Raw genomic sequence first — 14387 nt, 5'->3', positions numbered from 1 at the left:
AGAGCGCTCCAAATTTCCGAATCCGCACGATGTTGCGGCCAATCATGATCTTGTCGACGAGTCTTCTGCTCGGCGGCTGCAACATGGTCGTCCTCCATCCGGCGGGAGACGTTGCTGCACAGCAGCGCGATCTGCTCATCATCGCGACGTTGCTGATGCTGCTCGTCATCGTGCCGGTGATCGCGATGGTCGGCATCTTCGCCTGGCGCTACCGCGCCTCGAACGAGGATGCGCGCTACGAACCGAACTGGGACCATTCGACTCAGCTCGAACTGCTGATCTGGGCGGTGCCGCTGCTCATCATCATCTGCCTCGGCGCGGTGACATGGGTGGGCACGCATCTGCTCGATCCATATCGCCCGATCGAGCGCACCGCAGCGGGCCGCCCCATCGCCGCGAACGTCAAGCCGCTTGAGGTCGATGTCGTCGCGCTCGACTGGAAGTGGCTGTTCATCTACCCCGAATACGGCATCGCCACCGTCAACGAACTGGCCGCGCCGGTTGACCGGCCGATCGCGTTCCGCATCACCGCCTCCTCGGTGATGAACGCCTTCTACGTGCCGTCGCTTGCCGGCATGATCTACGCGATGCCGGGCATGGAGACGCGGCTTCACGCGGTCATCAACAAGCCGGGCGATTACGAGGGGCTGTCCGCCAACTATAGCGGCGCGGGCTTCTCGGGCATGCACTTCCGTTTCTATGGCATGAGCGATGCGGACTTCGCCGGCTGGATCGCCCGCAACAAGGCGAGCGGCGCCACGCTCGACCGCGCCACCTACCTCAAGCTCGAGGCGCCGAGCGAGCATGTCGCCGTGCAGCGTTACGCCGGCGTCGATGCCAGCCTGTTCCGCGCGGCGGTCAACCTCTGCGTCAAGCCCGGCTCGATGTGCGCCGATGCGATGATGCGCCACGATGCCGCTTCGGACAGTGCGCCGACCGAGGAGCAGGAGCATGGGCCGATGCCGATGCCCGGTGCTGCCGCCACGCCGTCCCCCGCGGCCAAGCCGAACACCGCGCTGCTGACCGGCGCGGGTCTGCCGAGCCCCGCCGCGACTCCTGCCGGTACGGCGATCGCCGCCGCCGCCAGCCAACCCCGTCTTTAAGAAGCGAAGCCCATGTCAGCCCCCCAGTTCGTTCCGATCAGCCCGATCTTCGGGCGCTTCACGATCGACTCGCTGCCGCTCCACGAGCCGATCCTCGTCGCCACCTTCTGCGGTGTCGCGGTCGGCGGCGTCGCGCTGCTGATCGCGCTCACCTATTTCAAACTGTGGGGCTATCTCTGGAAGGAGTGGTTCACCTCGGTCGATCACAAGAAGATCGGCGTGATGTACATGGTGCTCGGCCTCGTCATGTTCCTGCGCGGCTTTGCGGACGCGCTGATGATGCGTACGCAGCAGCTCGTCGCCTTCAACGGCAATGACGGCATCTTCCCCGCGCACCATTACGACCAGGTGTTCACCGCGCACGGCGTCATCATGATCTTCTTCGTGGCGATGCCGTTCGTGACGGGGTTGATGAACTTCGTCGTGCCGCTTCAGATCGGCGCGCGCGACGTGTCGTTCCCGTTCCTCAACAATTTCAGCTTCTGGATGACGGTCGGCGGTGCGGTGACGGTGATGATGTCGCTGTTCGTCGGTGAGTTCGCGCGCACCGGCTGGCTCGCCTATCCGCCGCTGTCGGGGCTGGCGTACAGCCCCGGGGTGGGTGTCGACTATTATATCTGGTCGTTGCAGATCGCGGGCGTCGGCACCTTGCTGTCCGGCGTCAACCTGATCGCCACGATCGTGAAGATGCGCGCACCGGGCATGACGCTCATGCGCATGCCGATCTTCACCTGGACCGCTTTGTGCACCAACATCCTGATCGTCGCGGCCTTCCCGGTGCTGACCGCGGTGCTCGCGCTGCTCAGCCTCGACCGCTACGTCGGCACGGACTTCTTCACGAACGACTTCGGCGGCAACCCGATGATGTACGTGAACCTGATCTGGATCTGGGGCCACCCGGAGGTGTACATCCTCATCCTGCCGTTGTTCGGCGTGTTCTCGGAAGTCACCTCGACCTTCTCGGGCAAGCGTCTGTTCGGCTATTCGTCGATGGTGTACGCGACCCTCGTCATCACCATCCTGTCGTACCTGGTGTGGCTGCACCACTTCTTCACGATGGGTTCGGGCGCGAGCGTCAACAGCTTCTTCGGCATCACGACGATGGTGATCTCGATCCCGACCGGCGCCAAGCTGTTCAACTGGCTGTTCACCATGTACCGCGGCAAGATCCGCTTCGAACTGCCGATGATGTGGACGGTCGCGTTCATGGCGACCTTCACGATCGGCGGTATGACCGGCGTGATGCTCGCGGTGCCGCCGGCCGACTTCGTGCTGCACAACTCGCTGTTCCTGATCGCGCACTTCCATAACGTCATCATCGGCGGCGTGCTGTTCGGGGTGTTCGCGGCGGTGAACTTCTGGTTCCCCAAGATGTTCGGCTTCAAGCTCGATCCGTTCTGGGGCAAGATCGCCTTCTGGTTCTGGGTGCCCGGCTTCTGGGTCACGTTCACGCCGCTCTATCTGCTCGGCCTGATGGGCGTGACGCGGCGTACGCGTACCTTCGACGACCCTTCGCTTCAGATCTACATGATCGTCGCGGAGATCGGCGCCCTGATGATCGCTGCCGGTATCGCCTCGATGCTGGTGCAGATCGCGGTGAGCATCCTCAACCGCGAGAAGCTGCGCGACACCACCGGTGACCCCTGGCACGGGCGCACGCTCGAATGGTCGACCTCGTCGCCCCCGCCCGAGTATAACTTCGCCTTCACGCCCGTCGTCCACGACACCGATGCGTGGTGGGACATGCAGGAGCGCGGCGCGGTGCGTCCGACCGAGGGCTTCAAGGCGATCCACATGCCGCGCAGCACCTGGGCCGGCATCGTGCTCGCGGGCCTGAGCGTCTCCTTCGGCGTCGCGATGATCTGGTACGTCTGGTGGCTTGCCGCGATCAGCTTCGTCGCGCTGATCGGCACCGCCATCGCCCATACCTTCAACTACAAGCGCGATTACCACATTCCCGCCGAGGAGGTCGCGCACGTCGAAGCCGAGCGCACCCGTGCACTCGCGGTGGAGGCATAACATGTCGGCACAGACGATGACGGGCCAGACTGGCCACGACGGCGAGCAGGTCGTGTTCTACGACCTGGACGAGCACGATCATCCCGAGGGCTACAGCACGATGCTGGGCTTCTGGATGTACCTGATGAGCGATTGCCTCATCTTCGCGATGCTGTTCGCGACCTATGGCGTGCTCGGCCACAATTACGCGGGCGGCCCCGGCCCGCGCCAGCTGTTCGAGCTGCCGCTGGTCGCGCTCAACACCGCGATGCTGCTGTTCTCGTCGATCACCTACGGCTTCGCGATGCTCGCGATGAACCAGAACAAGGTGACGCAGACGCAGATCTGGCTGTTCGTGACCGCATTGTTCGGCGCGGCGTTCCTGACGATCGAGCTGACCGAGTTCGCCGAGCTGATCCACCGCGGCGCAACCCCGCAGAGCAGCGCGTTCCTGTCGTCGTTCTTCACGCTGGTCGGCACGCACGGCCTGCACGTCACCTTCGGTCTCGTCTGGCTGTTCACGCTGATGGTGCAGATCGGCCGCAAGGGGCTGATCCCCGCGAATCGCCGCCGCCTGATGTGCCTCAGCCTGTTCTGGCACTTCCTCGACGTCATCTGGATCGGCGTCTTCACCTTTGTCTATCTGATGGGAATGCTGCGATGAGCACGCAGGACGGCGCACCCGCGCACGGCAGCCACGGCCATGACGTGGCGCACGGCCATGACGATCATCACGGCGACGGCGCGTCGCACGGCACCTATGGCAGCTATCTGCTCGGCTTCGGCCTGTCGGTGGTGCTCACCGCGATCCCGTTCTGGCTGGTGATGACCCATGCGCTGCCCAACCAGGCGACCGGCTTCATCATCATGGGCTTTGCGGCGATCCAGATCGTCGTCCACATGATCCTGTTCCTGCACATGGACAACAAGTCCGAAGGCGGCTGGAACATGATGGCGCTGGTGTTTACCGTGGTGGTCCTGATCATCACGATGAGCGGATCGCTATGGGTGATGTACAACATGAACACCAACATGATGCCGATGTCCGTCGAGGACATGCGTCAGATGCCGTGATCCACGGCGGCGGCCCGGTGGAGCGGCCGCCCCGTTCGCGCGCGACGCTCGCCCTGCTGGGCGGCATCGCCGCGGTCTTGTTCGCAGGTCTGGTCGCGCTGGGCGTCTGGCAGATCGAGCGGCGCGCGTGGAAGCACGCGCTGATCGCGCAGGTCGATGCGCGCATCCATGCCGCCCCGGTCGCAGCGCCGGGGCCGGAGAGCTGGCCCGCCCTCACCCCTGCCGATGCCTATCGGCGCGTTGCGCTAACCGGTCGCTACGTGCAGGGCCGAGAGACTTTCGTGAAGGCGCTGACCGCGCGTGGTGGCGGCTATTGGGCGCTGTCGCCGCTGCGGACCGATCGCGGCTTCGTCGTGCTGGTCAATCGTGGGTTCGTGCCGCGCGCTGCGGCGCCCGCGCCGGCCGGGCCGGTCCATGTCACCGGACTGCTCCGCGTCACCGAGCCGGGTGGGGGCTTCCTGCGCGCCAACGATCCCGCGCATGACCACTGGTTCTCGCGTGATATCGCCGCGATTGCGCGCGCGAAGCGGCTCGGCAGGGTCGCGCCCTATTTCGTCGATGCCGACGCCGCGTCGTCGGAGCGCGGCGGCCCGGTCGGCGGGCTGACGGTGGTGACGTTCAGCGACAACCACCTCGTCTATGCGCTGACGTGGTTCGGGCTCGCGCTGCTGGTCCTGATCGGCGTCGGCATCGTGGTGCGCGATGAGCGCCGCCTGCGCCGCGCGCGGTGACGGTCGAGGCCGCTCCCCCGCGCGAGTCGACGCGCACCGCGCTGATGACGGCGCTGCTCTCCGCCGACGCGGCCGGGCGCAAGAACATGGTGTTGCTCGTCCAGTTGCGCTGGCTGGCGGTGCTTGGTCAGTTGGCGACGATCCTGGTCGTCCACTTCGGGCTGCACATCGCGCTGCCGCTCAACGCGATGGTCGGCGTGCTTGCGGCATTGGTCGCGTTCAACCTGCTCAGCCTGTATCTGGTGCATCAGCGCGGTGAGATCTCGAACAGCGAATTGTTCGCCGCGCTGCTGCTCGACGTCGCGGCGCTGACCTCGCAATTGTATCTCAGCGGTGGCGCGACCAACCCGTTCGTGTCGCTGTTCCTGCTGCAAGTGGTGCTCGGCGCGATTCTGCTCGAACGCTGGTCGAGTTGGGCTCTGGTGTTCGTCACCAGCTTCGCGTTCGTCTTGCTGATGCGGCGCTTCCGCCCGCTCGCGCTGCCGCTCCACCTCGCGACCGATCCGTTCGGGCTGCACATCGTCGGCGCGCTCGCCTGTTTCGTGCTGGTCGCGGTGCTGCTCGTGCTGTTCGTCACGCGCGTCAGCTACAACCTGCGCGCGCGTGATGCGTTCGTCGCGGACATGCGCCAGCGCGCGGCGGACGAGGATCATATCATCCAGATCGGGCTGCTCGCCTCGGGCGCGGCGCACGAACTGGGCACGCCGCTCGCGTCGCTGGCGGTGATCCTCGGCGACTGGCGGCGGATGCCGCGCCTCGCCGCCGATCCGCAGCTCGCGCAGGACATGGCGGAGATGCAGGCCGAGGTCGAACGCTGCAAGGCGATCGTCACCGGCATCCTGATGTCGGCGGGGGAGGCGCGGGGCGAGGCGCCCGCGATCACCAGCGTCCACGGCTTCTTCGACGATCTGGTCGAATATTGGGCGGCGCGCGGCACCGCTCCACTCACCTATGACAATGATTTCGGGCCCGATCTGCCGATCGTCTCCGACACTGCGCTGAAGCAGGTGATCTGCAACGTGCTCGACAACGCCGCCGAGGTGTCGCCGCACGGCCTGTCGCTCGCCATCGCGCGGGAGGGCGATGCGATCCGGCTGACCGTGCGCGACCGGGGGCCGGGCTTCGCGCCCGCGATGCTTGCCAATCTCGGCAAGCCGTACCAGTCCACCAAGCAGCGGCCCGGCGGCGGGCTCGGCCTGTTCCTGGTGGTGAACGTGATGCGCAATCTCGGTGGGTCGGTGGCGGCGAAGAATCGCGAGGGCGGCGGGGCGGAGGTGACGATGCGGCTGCCGATCGCCTCGCTCGCGTTCGAGGGCGACGGAGAGGATGATGAGTGACGAACGCCTGCTCGTCATCGTTGAGGACGACGATGCCTTCGCGCGCACGCTGAAACGCTCGTTCGAACGGCGCGGTTATACCGTGCTGACCGCCGCCAGCCCGGACGCGCTCGATGCGTTGCTCGTCGAGCATCGGCCGGGCTATGCGGTGGTCGATCTCAAGCTGGGGCAGGCCTCGGGCCTCGCCTGCGTGAAGACGCTCCACGCGCACGATGCGGCGATGCTGATCGTCGTGCTGACCGGCTATGCCAGCATTGCGACGGCGGTCGAGGCGATCAAACTCGGTGCCTCGCATTACCTCGCCAAGCCGTCGAACACCGACGATATCGAGGCGGCATTCCGCAAGACCCCCGGCGATATCGACGCGCCGATCAGCGAGCGGCACACCTCGATCAAGACGCTAGAATGGGAACGCATCCACGAGGTGCTGGCCGAAACCGGCTTCAACATTTCCGAAACCGCGCGGCGGCTGGGGATGCACCGGCGCACGCTGGCGCGAAAGCTCGAGAAACAGCAGGTCAAATAGCCGCTCGCGCACGCGGATACGCCCGCTTTCAGACCTATTTAGCTATTGCGAGGCACTCGCATAAACCCTAGGACGATCGTCTATCAGGGTGGACGGCACGTGGGCATGGACGGTTTCGTGAAGCAAGGCTCGGCCGAACACGGCATGCGCGCACCCGCCGCCGCGCCACCGCGTCCGAAGCCGAAGTTCCGCGCGTGGTGGATGAAGCAACTCATCACCTGGCACTGGATCAGCGCGGCGGTATCGCTGGTCGGCATGCTGCTGTTCGCGATCACCGGCATCACGCTCAACCATGCTTCGAGCATCACCACCAAGCCTGTCGTCACCGACGGCAAGGCGACGCTGCCGCCGCATTTGCTCCACCTGCTCGCCGGCAAACACGCCAGCGATGCGCCGCTGCCCGATGCGGTGGTTGATTACCTCGCGCCGCTGCTCCACCTCGACGCGCACCGCCGCGCGGGCGAATGGTCCGACGACGAGGTCTATGTGGCGATGCCGGGGCCGGGGCGCGACGCGTGGATCAGCGTGACGCGCGCGAGCGGCGCGGCCACGTCCGAGATCACCGATCGCGGCTGGATCTCGTACCTCAACGATCTCCACAAGGGCCGCAACACCGGCGCGGTATGGTTCTGGTTCATCGACGTGTTCGCCGCCGCCTGCGTGCTGTTCTCGCTGACCGGGCTGCTGCTGCTCCAGTTGCACGCGCGAAGGCGACCGCTGACGTGGCCGATGGTCGCGCTCGGCCTCGCATTGCCGGCGATCCTCGCCATCATCTTCATCCACTAAGGGGCCATCCATGCGCACGACACCTCTCCTCATCGCCGGTGTGCTGGCCCCGCCGGCGTTCGCCGGCATGCTCGCCGCGCCTGCGACTGCCGGCACGATCAGCGTCACGTTGCCGCAGAAATCGGTTGCCGAATACCACAAGCCCTATGTCGCGGCGTGGGTCGAGCCGGTCGGCGGCGGCGCGGCGCAGACGGTGTTCGTGTGGTACGATCTGCGCAAGCCCAACAATGGCGGCGCCAAGTGGCTCGCCGACGTGCGGAGCTGGTGGCGCAAGAGCGGGCGCATGCTCAACCTGCCCGCCGACGGCCTGAGCGGCGCGACGCGCGCGCCCGGCACCTACAAGATCCCGCTGCCTGCGAACCTCAAGAGCGGCGCGTACAATCTGTATGTCGAGGCGGCGCGCGAAGCGGGCGGACGCGAGCTGGTGTCGGTTCCGCTGACCGTGCCCGCCAAGCCTGCTGACGCTGCGGGCAAGACCGAACTCGGCGCCGTCACCGTTCGCTGAGGAGATCGACAGGATGCGCATGCTTCCCCGCCTCGCGGTTTCGGCCGCTTTGCTCTCGCTCGCCACGCCGGCGCTGGCCGACCGGCTCTGGCTGCTTCCCTCCACCACCAGCGTCTCCGGCAACAGCAACTGGGTGACGATCGACGCGGGCGTTTCGAACGACGTGTTCGTCGCCGATCACGCGCTGCGGCTCGACGCGCTCAAGATCACCGCGCCCGACGGCGCGACGGTCGAGCCCCAGACGCCCGCGACACTCCATTCGCGTTCGGTGTTCGATGTGCAGCTCGACAAGCCGGGGACGTGGAAGATCGGCACGATGCAGACCACGATCATGGGCAGCTTCAAGGTCGGCGACGTCGAGTGGCGTGTCGGCGGGCGGCGTGGGCCGGGCGGCCCCGGTGGCACGGGTGCCGGTCGCCCCGGTGGCGACGCGCGCCCCGCCGGTGGTGCTCGCCCCGCCGGTGCACGCGGCGAGGGCCGTCCGGCCGGCTTCCAGCCACGCCCGAGCGTCGCGACCATCGCCGAAATTCCCACCGACGCGACCGACATCAAGCTGACCGAGGTCGTGTCGCAGAACACTGTCTTCGTCACCGCTGGCGCGCCGACCACCTCGGTGTTCCAGACCAGCGGCAAGGGGCTGGAGATGGTGCCGGTGACGCATCCCGACGCCTTGTTCTCGAACGAGGCGGCGAAGTTCCGCTTCCTCGTCGACGGCAAGCCGGCGTCGGGCCTCAAGGTCACGCTGATCCCCGGCGGCGCACGCTTCCGGGACAGTGACGGCACATTCGAGGTGACGACCGGCGTGGACGGCGTCGCCGAGGTGAAATGGCCGATGGCGGCGATGTACTGGCTCAACGCCACCACTACCGACGCGCACCCGAGCGAGCCGCGCGCCGGCGAGCGGCGCATGAGCTACACCGCCACGCTTGAAGTGATCGCGCCGTAACCACGCGCGAGCCACGGTTGGCGATCCCGCGCGACCTCGACGCGCGGGCGTTCGCCCGCGTCGATCGCACCGCGCCGGCGATCGACCTGATCGGCGAGACGATGGGGACGGTGTGGCGCGTGCGCCTCGTCGTTCCCGCGCGTGTCGATACGGCGGCGCTGCGCGTGGCGATCGCACGGCGGCTGGCCGGGTTGGTCGCGGAGATGAGCCACTGGGAGGCGAACTCGCTGCTCAGCCGCTTCAACCGCGCGGCGGCGGGGACTTGGACGCGGCTGCCGACTGATTTCGCCATGGTGATGGCGGCCGGCCTGGACGTGGCGGCGTGTTCGGACGGCGCGTTCGATCCGGCGGCGGGGCGGCTGGTCGATCTGTGGGGCTTCGGCGCGCAGCCGCATGCGCAGGTGCCGGATGCGAACGGGGTCGCGGCGGCGCTCGCGCTGTCGGGCTGGCGGCGGCTGACGTTCGCGGATGGATGGCTGCATCAGCCCGGCGGGGTCGCGCTCGATCTGTCGGGAATCGCCAAGGGCTATGCGGTCGATGCAGTGGCGCGCCTGCTTTGGGAGCAGGATGTCGCGCACGCGCTGGTCGAGATCGGCGGCGAGTGCCGGGGGTTCGGCGTGCGGCCCGATTGTCAGCCGTGGTGGGTCGATCTCGAAACCCCGCCGGGCGCGGATGTGGCGCCGTTGCGGGTGGCGCTTCATGGCCTCGCGGTGGCGACCTCGGGCGATTACGTGCGCGGACTGCACACGATCGACCCACGCAACGGCCAGCCGGTGCGCGACGTGATGTCGGTCAGCGTGCTGCACGACTCGGCGATGCTGGCGGATGCCTGGGCGAGCGCGCTCACCGTGCTCGGACCCGGCGTGGTGGCGGGTGTCGCGGTGCGCGAGGGGCTGGCCGCGCGATGCCTGTTCCGCGAGGAGTCGGGTATGCGTGAGTGGTTCAGCCCGGCGCTTGCGGCGATGCTGGACTAGCGACAAGCGTCGCCCCAGCGAAAGCTGGGGTTTCCCAGTGATGGTGCGCGCCCGGCCCCGGGGAGATCCCAGCTTTCGCTGGGATGACGTTTTTTTTGGGGGGCGGTCGGTTCTTCGTTCGAGGGCGCTGGCGCTTACTTCCCCACCCAGTCCGCCACTTCGACCGCGACCTGATTGGCCGCCTGGTTGATTGCCGCCGCGCTGCCGTTCGCGTCGATCGTCGCCACCGGCACGCTCGCGGAGAAGCGCTTCTTTTCGATCACGTTCTTGTCGTCGCGTATCAGCGACCCGTCAAAGGCGACCACAGCCTGACGGGTGCCGGAGTCGATGCCGAAGCTACGCAATTCACCCGACAGCCGCGCGCCCGGATCGGCGCGGAACTGCGAGACGCTCAGCACGACGCGGCCGGTGCGCGCCGTCACGGTGTCCGACATCAACCGCGCGAACAGCCGCGCGGGCGGCTCGACCCACATTGCCTTGGGCACATAGGCAATCGAGGTGTCGTTGACCTGCACCGGGATGCGGTTGCCCGCGAGCGCTTGCGACACGGCGGGCACCTGGATGACGATGGTCGGCTCGGTCGCCGAAGTCTGTGCCTGCCCGACCGGCAGCGCCGACGTCGCGGTGATCGTCAGCAGCGATGCCGGGGGCTTCGGGGACAGGCTGATGCAGCCCGACAGCGATGCCAGTGCGGCGAGCGCGAGAGGCGCCTTCAGGGGGAGCGAACGCATCGGATACCTCATCTGCTGATCCATCACTTACCCTTGTAGTCGGGCAGCTTGGGCTGGCCGACGAGCGACCCTGCGCCACCCCGATCGAGCTTCTCGGCGACCGCGGTCAGCGCCTGCGACATCTGGCGCAGATCGTGGACGAGCGCGCCGACCTCGGGGATCGTCTCCTTCGAGAACGCCTTCAGCCCCGGCCGCGCATCCGACACCGCCGCATCGAGCGTCTCCATGCTGTGCTGCGCCGCCGCCACCGTCTGGCCGAGGTTCTTGGTCGCCGGGCGGATGTCCTCGTTGATCATCGAGTTGGTCGATCCGGCGAGATCGCCGATCTGCTTGGCGGCGTCGCTCGCCTGTTTGAGCGTGGTGCGCATCTCGGCGAGCGTCGCGGCGATCTCCGGCCCGCGATCGGCGAGCGCGCCGGTCAGCCGGTTGGTGTTGGCGAGGATGCCGGTGATCGACTGCTGGTTCTTGTCCGACAGCAGTTCGTTGAACCGTTCGGTCAAGGTCGAGATGCGTTCGAGCAGCTTCGGCGCGGAGTTGAGCAGCGCGCCGAGACCGCCCGCCTTGGCGGGAATGGTCGGCACGCCGTTGGGGCAATCGAGCAGCGGGTTGGTCTCCGGGCAGGCGATCGGCGGCGCACCCTTGACCGCGCCGTCGAGCTGGACCGTGCTGGTGCCGGTGAAGCTGCCCTGAATAGTCGCGGTGGTGCCGACCAGGATCGGCGTGTCCTTATCGACGCTGACCCGCACACGCACGAACTGCGGGTCGTTGGTGAGCGCGATCTCCTTCACCTCGCCCTTCGGCACGCCCGAGAAGGCGACCGCCGACCCCTTCGCCAGCCCGTCGACCGACTGTTTGAAGAAGATGTCATATTCCTTGTCGGTGGCTGAGCCGAAGCCCGCGATCCACACGAGGAACACCGCCATCACCGCGAGCAGGATCAGCACCACCGTGCCGACAAGGACGTGATTCGAGCGCGTTTCCATCAGCTTTCCGTCCCTGGCTCGTTCGCCGCATTATGGTCCACCGTGGCGCTCGCTGCGCGACCGCGCGGCCCCCGGAAATATTCCTGAATCCACGGATGATCGGTGGCGAGCAACTCGTCGATCGTGCCGACCGCGATCACCTTGTGGTCCGCCAGCACCGCCACGCGGTCGCAGATCGCGTAGAGCGTGTCGAGATCGTGCGTGATGAGGAACACGGTCAGCCCCAGCGTGCGCTGGAGCGATTTGATGAGATCGTCGAACGCGGCAGCACCGATCGGGTCGAGCCCGGCGGTCGGCTCATCGAGGAACAGCAGATCGGGATCGAGCGCGAGCGCGCGGGCGAGGCCGGCGCGCTTCTTCATGCCGCCCGACAATTGCGAGGGATATTTGGGGCCGGCGTCCGCAGGCAGGCCGGTCATCACCACCTTGTACGCGGCGATCTCGTCGAGCAGCGAGGGCGGCAGCGCCTTGTAGAACTCGCGCAAGGGAACCTGCACGTTCTCCGCGACCGTCAGCGTCGAGAACAAAGCGCCGCCCTGGAACAGCACGCCCCACCGCTTCGACAGGTCGACCATGTCGGTCTCCTCGCGGTCGATCGTGGCGTCGCCGAGGACGTGGATTTCGCCCGCGTCAGGCTTTTGCAGGCCGATGATCGACCGCATCAGCACCGATTTGCCCGTGCCCGAACCGCCAACCACGCCGTAGATCTCGCCGCGCCGCACCTCGAGATCGAGTCCGTCGTGGACGACCTGCTCGCCGAACGTATTGCGCAGGCCGCGCACGACGATCACGTCGTCCCGGTCGTCACGGGCGGGGCGCGTCGTCATATCCAGCCCACCCAGGTGAAGAACACCGCGAAGAACGCGTCGAGCACGATCACCATGAAAATCCCCTGCACCACCGCCGCGGTGGTGCGCGTGCCAACCTGTTCGGCATCGCCCTCGACCAGCATGCCCTGGAAACAGCCCGCCATGCCGATGATCGCGCCGAACACCGGCGCCTTGATGAGCCCGACGTACAGGTCGGTCATCGGCACCACTTCGCGCAGTCGCTGGACGAAGGTGACGGGCGGGATGCCGAGCGACACCCAGCACAGCAGCCCGCCGCCGATGATCGCCACCAGCGAGGCGTAGAAGCCGAGCAGCGGCATCATCACCACCACCGCCATCACGCGCGGCAGCACCAGCGCCTCCATCGGCGAGACGCCGATGGTGCGCATCGCGTCGATCTCCTCGGTCAGCTTCATCGTGCCGAGCTGCGCCGCGAACGCCGAGCCCGAGCGGCCCGCGATCATGATCGCGGTCATCAGCACGCCGAGTTCGCGCAAGGTGAGCCGGCCGAGCAGGTTGATCGTATAGACCTCCGCGCCGAACTGTCGGAGCTGCACCGCGCCCTGTTGCGCGATGACGATGCCGATCAGGAAGCTCATCAGCCCGACGATGCCGAGCGCGCGCACGCCGACCACCTCGAACCGCGTGACGGTCGCGTTGAAGCGGAAGCGCGACGGGCGGATGATGATGTTCCACAACGCGATGATGGTCGCGCCGAAAAAGCCGAGCAGCCCGAGCAGCGTCTTGCCGGTCGCCACCACCGCATCGCCGATCTCGCCGATCACGCGGGTCAGCCCGGCGACCGGGACGGGGCGGATCGCCACCGGCTGGTCGGCCGCCTCGACCTGCTGGAGCAGATGTTGCCCGTCGTGATCGAGCCCTTCGATCCGCGCGTCGTGCTGCGCGGCGAAACGGTGGATCAGCCACGCACCGACGGTATCGATCCGCTCGATCCCGCTGAGATCGAGCGCGCTCACCTTGCCGTCATAGGCACGCAGCCGATCGGGCAGATCGCCGATCTGGGCGAGCGACAGGCTGCCGGTGAAGCGGACGACATCGCCCTCGCCGGAGCGTTCGTGCGTGAAAGCGGCGGGATCGGTCATCGCGTGCATCTTTGCTGCAATCGCGCTGGAACGGCAAGCCGCGCTGTTGCTAGGATGAGACGATGCACGCAATCGCCATATACGACCTCGACAAGACCATCACCTACGCGCCGACCTGGACTTCGTTCCTTGTCGCCAGTGCGCGCGCGCAAAAACCGTGGCGGCTGGCGCTGCTGCCGCTCGCCGGGGTGGCGACGCTCGGCTATGCGCTGAAGCTGGTCGACCGTGCCGGATTGAAGCAGGTCACGCAGCGGCTGATGCTGGGCGATGCGTGGGCAGACGCGGATGCGGCACGCGCGGTGACGGCGTTTGCGGAACCGGTGGCGGCAAACGGGATCTACGCCGGCGCGCGCGCGCAGATCGCGGCGGACCGGGCGGCGGGCCGGCGGATCGTACTGGCGACCGCCTCCTACGCCTTTTACGCGCGCGCGATCGCCGAGCGGCTCGGCTTCGACGACGTGATCGGCACCGGAGTGGTGCGCGAAGGCGGCCGGGTGCGCGCCAAAATCGCCGGCGAGAATTGCTACGGCGCGGGCAAGCTCCGGATGATCGAGGCGTGGATGGCGGGCGAGGGGATCACGCGCGGCGAGTCGGTGATCCGCTTCTATTCGGACCATGTCTCCGACGCACCGACGCTGGAATGGGCGGACGAGCCGTTCGCGGTGAACCCGCACGGCCTGTTGCGCACGCTCGCGACGGAGCGAGGCTGGACGGTGGTCGATTGGGAGCGGTGAGGGTAGCCCCGCATCGCCCGATCAAC

At 67.2% G+C, this 14387-nt stretch carries 16 protein-coding genes; 12 read left to right on the top strand and 4 right to left on the bottom strand.

What is annotated here, in order from left to right; genetic code table 11:
- Positions 1–44: 44 nt before the first annotated feature.
- The 11 genes from cyoA to AC3ANX_RS18130 all read left to right on the top strand — a co-directional run bounded on the left by cyoA (position 45) and on the right by AC3ANX_RS18130 (position 9980).
- Complete coding sequence (gene cyoA, locus AC3ANX_RS18180) at positions 45–1103, top strand: ubiquinol oxidase subunit II (protein ID WP_488334632.1); 1059 nt, start codon at positions 45–47, stop codon at positions 1101–1103.
- A 12-nt stretch (positions 1104–1115) separates the two neighbouring features.
- Complete coding sequence (gene cyoB, locus AC3ANX_RS18175; RefSeq protein ID WP_488334631.1) at positions 1116–3122, top strand: cytochrome o ubiquinol oxidase subunit I; 2007 nt, start codon at positions 1116–1118, stop codon at positions 3120–3122.
- A gap of 16 nt (positions 3123–3138) precedes the next feature.
- Positions 3139–3765, top strand: coding sequence for a cytochrome o ubiquinol oxidase subunit III (cyoC, locus tag AC3ANX_RS18170; RefSeq protein ID WP_488336993.1), 627 nt, complete (start codon positions 3139–3141; stop codon positions 3763–3765).
- Positions 3762–4175, top strand: a complete 414-nt coding sequence (gene cyoD / locus AC3ANX_RS18165) for a cytochrome o ubiquinol oxidase subunit IV (RefSeq protein ID WP_488334630.1) — start codon at positions 3762–3764, stop codon at positions 4173–4175. Before cyoC ends, cyoD begins: the two co-directional genes overlap by 4 nt.
- Before the next feature lie 17 nt (positions 4176–4192).
- A complete protein-coding gene (locus AC3ANX_RS18160) occupies positions 4193–4906 on the top strand; it encodes an SURF1 family protein (protein ID WP_488334629.1) in 714 nt (237 codons plus the stop codon).
- 44 nt (positions 4907–4950) lie between these two features.
- The gene (locus tag AC3ANX_RS18155) at positions 4951–6243 is read left to right on the top strand and encodes an ATP-binding protein (protein ID WP_488336992.1); all 1293 of its coding nucleotides are present in this window, start codon (positions 4951–4953) and stop codon (positions 6241–6243) included.
- Complete coding sequence (locus AC3ANX_RS18150; protein ID WP_488334628.1) at positions 6236–6769, top strand: response regulator transcription factor; 534 nt, start codon at positions 6236–6238, stop codon at positions 6767–6769. Before AC3ANX_RS18155 ends, AC3ANX_RS18150 begins: the two co-directional genes overlap by 8 nt.
- Positions 6770–6913: 144 nt before the next feature.
- Positions 6914–7555 carry a PepSY-associated TM helix domain-containing protein gene (locus AC3ANX_RS18145; RefSeq protein WP_488336991.1) on the top strand — a complete coding sequence of 214 codons (642 nt, stop codon included), beginning with the start codon at positions 6914–6916 and terminating at the stop codon, positions 7553–7555.
- A 10-nt stretch (positions 7556–7565) separates the two neighbouring features.
- The gene (locus tag AC3ANX_RS18140) at positions 7566–8060 is read left to right on the top strand and encodes a DUF2271 domain-containing protein (RefSeq protein ID WP_488334627.1); all 495 of its coding nucleotides are present in this window, start codon (positions 7566–7568) and stop codon (positions 8058–8060) included.
- 13 nt (positions 8061–8073) lie between these two features.
- Positions 8074–9006, top strand: a complete 933-nt coding sequence (locus tag AC3ANX_RS18135; RefSeq protein WP_488334626.1) for a DUF4198 domain-containing protein — start codon at positions 8074–8076, stop codon at positions 9004–9006.
- Positions 9007–9107: 101 nt separating this feature from the next.
- Positions 9108–9980 carry an FAD:protein FMN transferase gene (locus AC3ANX_RS18130; RefSeq protein WP_488336990.1) on the top strand — a complete coding sequence of 291 codons (873 nt, stop codon included), beginning with the start codon at positions 9108–9110 and terminating at the stop codon, positions 9978–9980.
- Between the two features lie 134 nt (positions 9981–10114).
- Here the strand turns inward: AC3ANX_RS18130 and AC3ANX_RS18125 are convergent, their stop codons facing one another.
- Genes AC3ANX_RS18125 through AC3ANX_RS18110 form a run of 4 tightly spaced genes read right to left on the bottom strand, consistent with a single transcriptional unit; the run spans position 10115 to position 13627 of the window.
- On the bottom strand, positions 10115–10711 hold the full coding sequence (locus tag AC3ANX_RS18125) for an ABC-type transport auxiliary lipoprotein family protein (RefSeq protein WP_488334625.1): 597 nt from the start codon (positions 10709–10711) through the stop codon (positions 10115–10117).
- Positions 10712–10734: 23 nt separating this feature from the next.
- A complete protein-coding gene (locus AC3ANX_RS18120) occupies positions 10735–11694 on the bottom strand; it encodes an MlaD family protein (RefSeq protein ID WP_488334624.1) in 960 nt (319 codons plus the stop codon).
- Entirely contained in the window at positions 11694–12521 is an 828-nt protein-coding gene (locus AC3ANX_RS18115) for an ABC transporter ATP-binding protein (protein ID WP_488334623.1), read from the bottom strand. Before AC3ANX_RS18115 ends, AC3ANX_RS18120 begins: the two co-directional genes overlap by 1 nt.
- Complete coding sequence (locus AC3ANX_RS18110) at positions 12518–13627, bottom strand: MlaE family lipid ABC transporter permease subunit (protein WP_488334622.1); 1110 nt, start codon at positions 13625–13627, stop codon at positions 12518–12520. Before AC3ANX_RS18110 ends, AC3ANX_RS18115 begins: the two co-directional genes overlap by 4 nt.
- Before the next feature lie 62 nt (positions 13628–13689).
- Here AC3ANX_RS18110 and AC3ANX_RS18105 point away from each other — a divergent pair, with 62 nt between their 5' ends.
- Positions 13690–14361 carry an HAD-IB family hydrolase gene (locus AC3ANX_RS18105; RefSeq protein ID WP_488334621.1) on the top strand — a complete coding sequence of 224 codons (672 nt, stop codon included), beginning with the start codon at positions 13690–13692 and terminating at the stop codon, positions 14359–14361.
- The last annotated feature ends 26 nt before the right edge of the window (positions 14362–14387 follow it).

This window comes from Sphingomonas sp. BRN-1R (assembly GCF_057748035.1).
Note: the sequence above shows the minus strand (reverse complement) of the source record. Positions and strands in the feature narration are given on the sequence as shown.

Excerpts from the sequence above, each read along its gene's own strand:
- cyoA (WP_488334632.1), top strand. The coding sequence starts at position 45 with ATGATCTTGTCGACGAGTCTTCTGCTCGGCGGCTGCAACATGGTCGTC.
- cyoB (WP_488334631.1), top strand. The coding sequence starts at position 1,116 with ATGTCAGCCCCCCAGTTCGTTCCGATCAGCCCGATCTTCGGGCGCTTC.
- cyoC (WP_488336993.1), top strand. The coding sequence starts at position 3,139 with ATGACGGGCCAGACTGGCCACGACGGCGAGCAGGTCGTGTTCTACGAC.
- cyoD (WP_488334630.1), top strand. The coding sequence starts at position 3,762 with ATGAGCACGCAGGACGGCGCACCCGCGCACGGCAGCCACGGCCATGAC.
- AC3ANX_RS18155 (WP_488336992.1), top strand. The coding sequence starts at position 4,951 with ATGACGGCGCTGCTCTCCGCCGACGCGGCCGGGCGCAAGAACATGGTG.
- AC3ANX_RS18150 (WP_488334628.1), top strand. The coding sequence starts at position 6,236 with ATGAGTGACGAACGCCTGCTCGTCATCGTTGAGGACGACGATGCCTTC.
- AC3ANX_RS18145 (WP_488336991.1), top strand. The coding sequence starts at position 6,914 with ATGCGCGCACCCGCCGCCGCGCCACCGCGTCCGAAGCCGAAGTTCCGC.
- AC3ANX_RS18140 (WP_488334627.1), top strand. The coding sequence starts at position 7,566 with ATGCGCACGACACCTCTCCTCATCGCCGGTGTGCTGGCCCCGCCGGCG.
- AC3ANX_RS18135 (WP_488334626.1), top strand. The coding sequence starts at position 8,074 with ATGCGCATGCTTCCCCGCCTCGCGGTTTCGGCCGCTTTGCTCTCGCTC.
- AC3ANX_RS18130 (WP_488336990.1), top strand. The coding sequence starts at position 9,108 with ATGGGGACGGTGTGGCGCGTGCGCCTCGTCGTTCCCGCGCGTGTCGAT.
- AC3ANX_RS18125 (WP_488334625.1), bottom strand. The coding sequence starts at position 10,711 with ATGCGTTCGCTCCCCCTGAAGGCGCCTCTCGCGCTCGCCGCACTGGCA.
- AC3ANX_RS18120 (WP_488334624.1), bottom strand. The coding sequence starts at position 11,694 with ATGGAAACGCGCTCGAATCACGTCCTTGTCGGCACGGTGGTGCTGATC.
- AC3ANX_RS18115 (WP_488334623.1), bottom strand. The coding sequence starts at position 12,521 with ATGACGACGCGCCCCGCCCGTGACGACCGGGACGACGTGATCGTCGTG.
- AC3ANX_RS18110 (WP_488334622.1), bottom strand. The coding sequence starts at position 13,627 with ATGACCGATCCCGCCGCTTTCACGCACGAACGCTCCGGCGAGGGCGAT.
- AC3ANX_RS18105 (WP_488334621.1), top strand. The coding sequence starts at position 13,690 with ATGCACGCAATCGCCATATACGACCTCGACAAGACCATCACCTACGCG.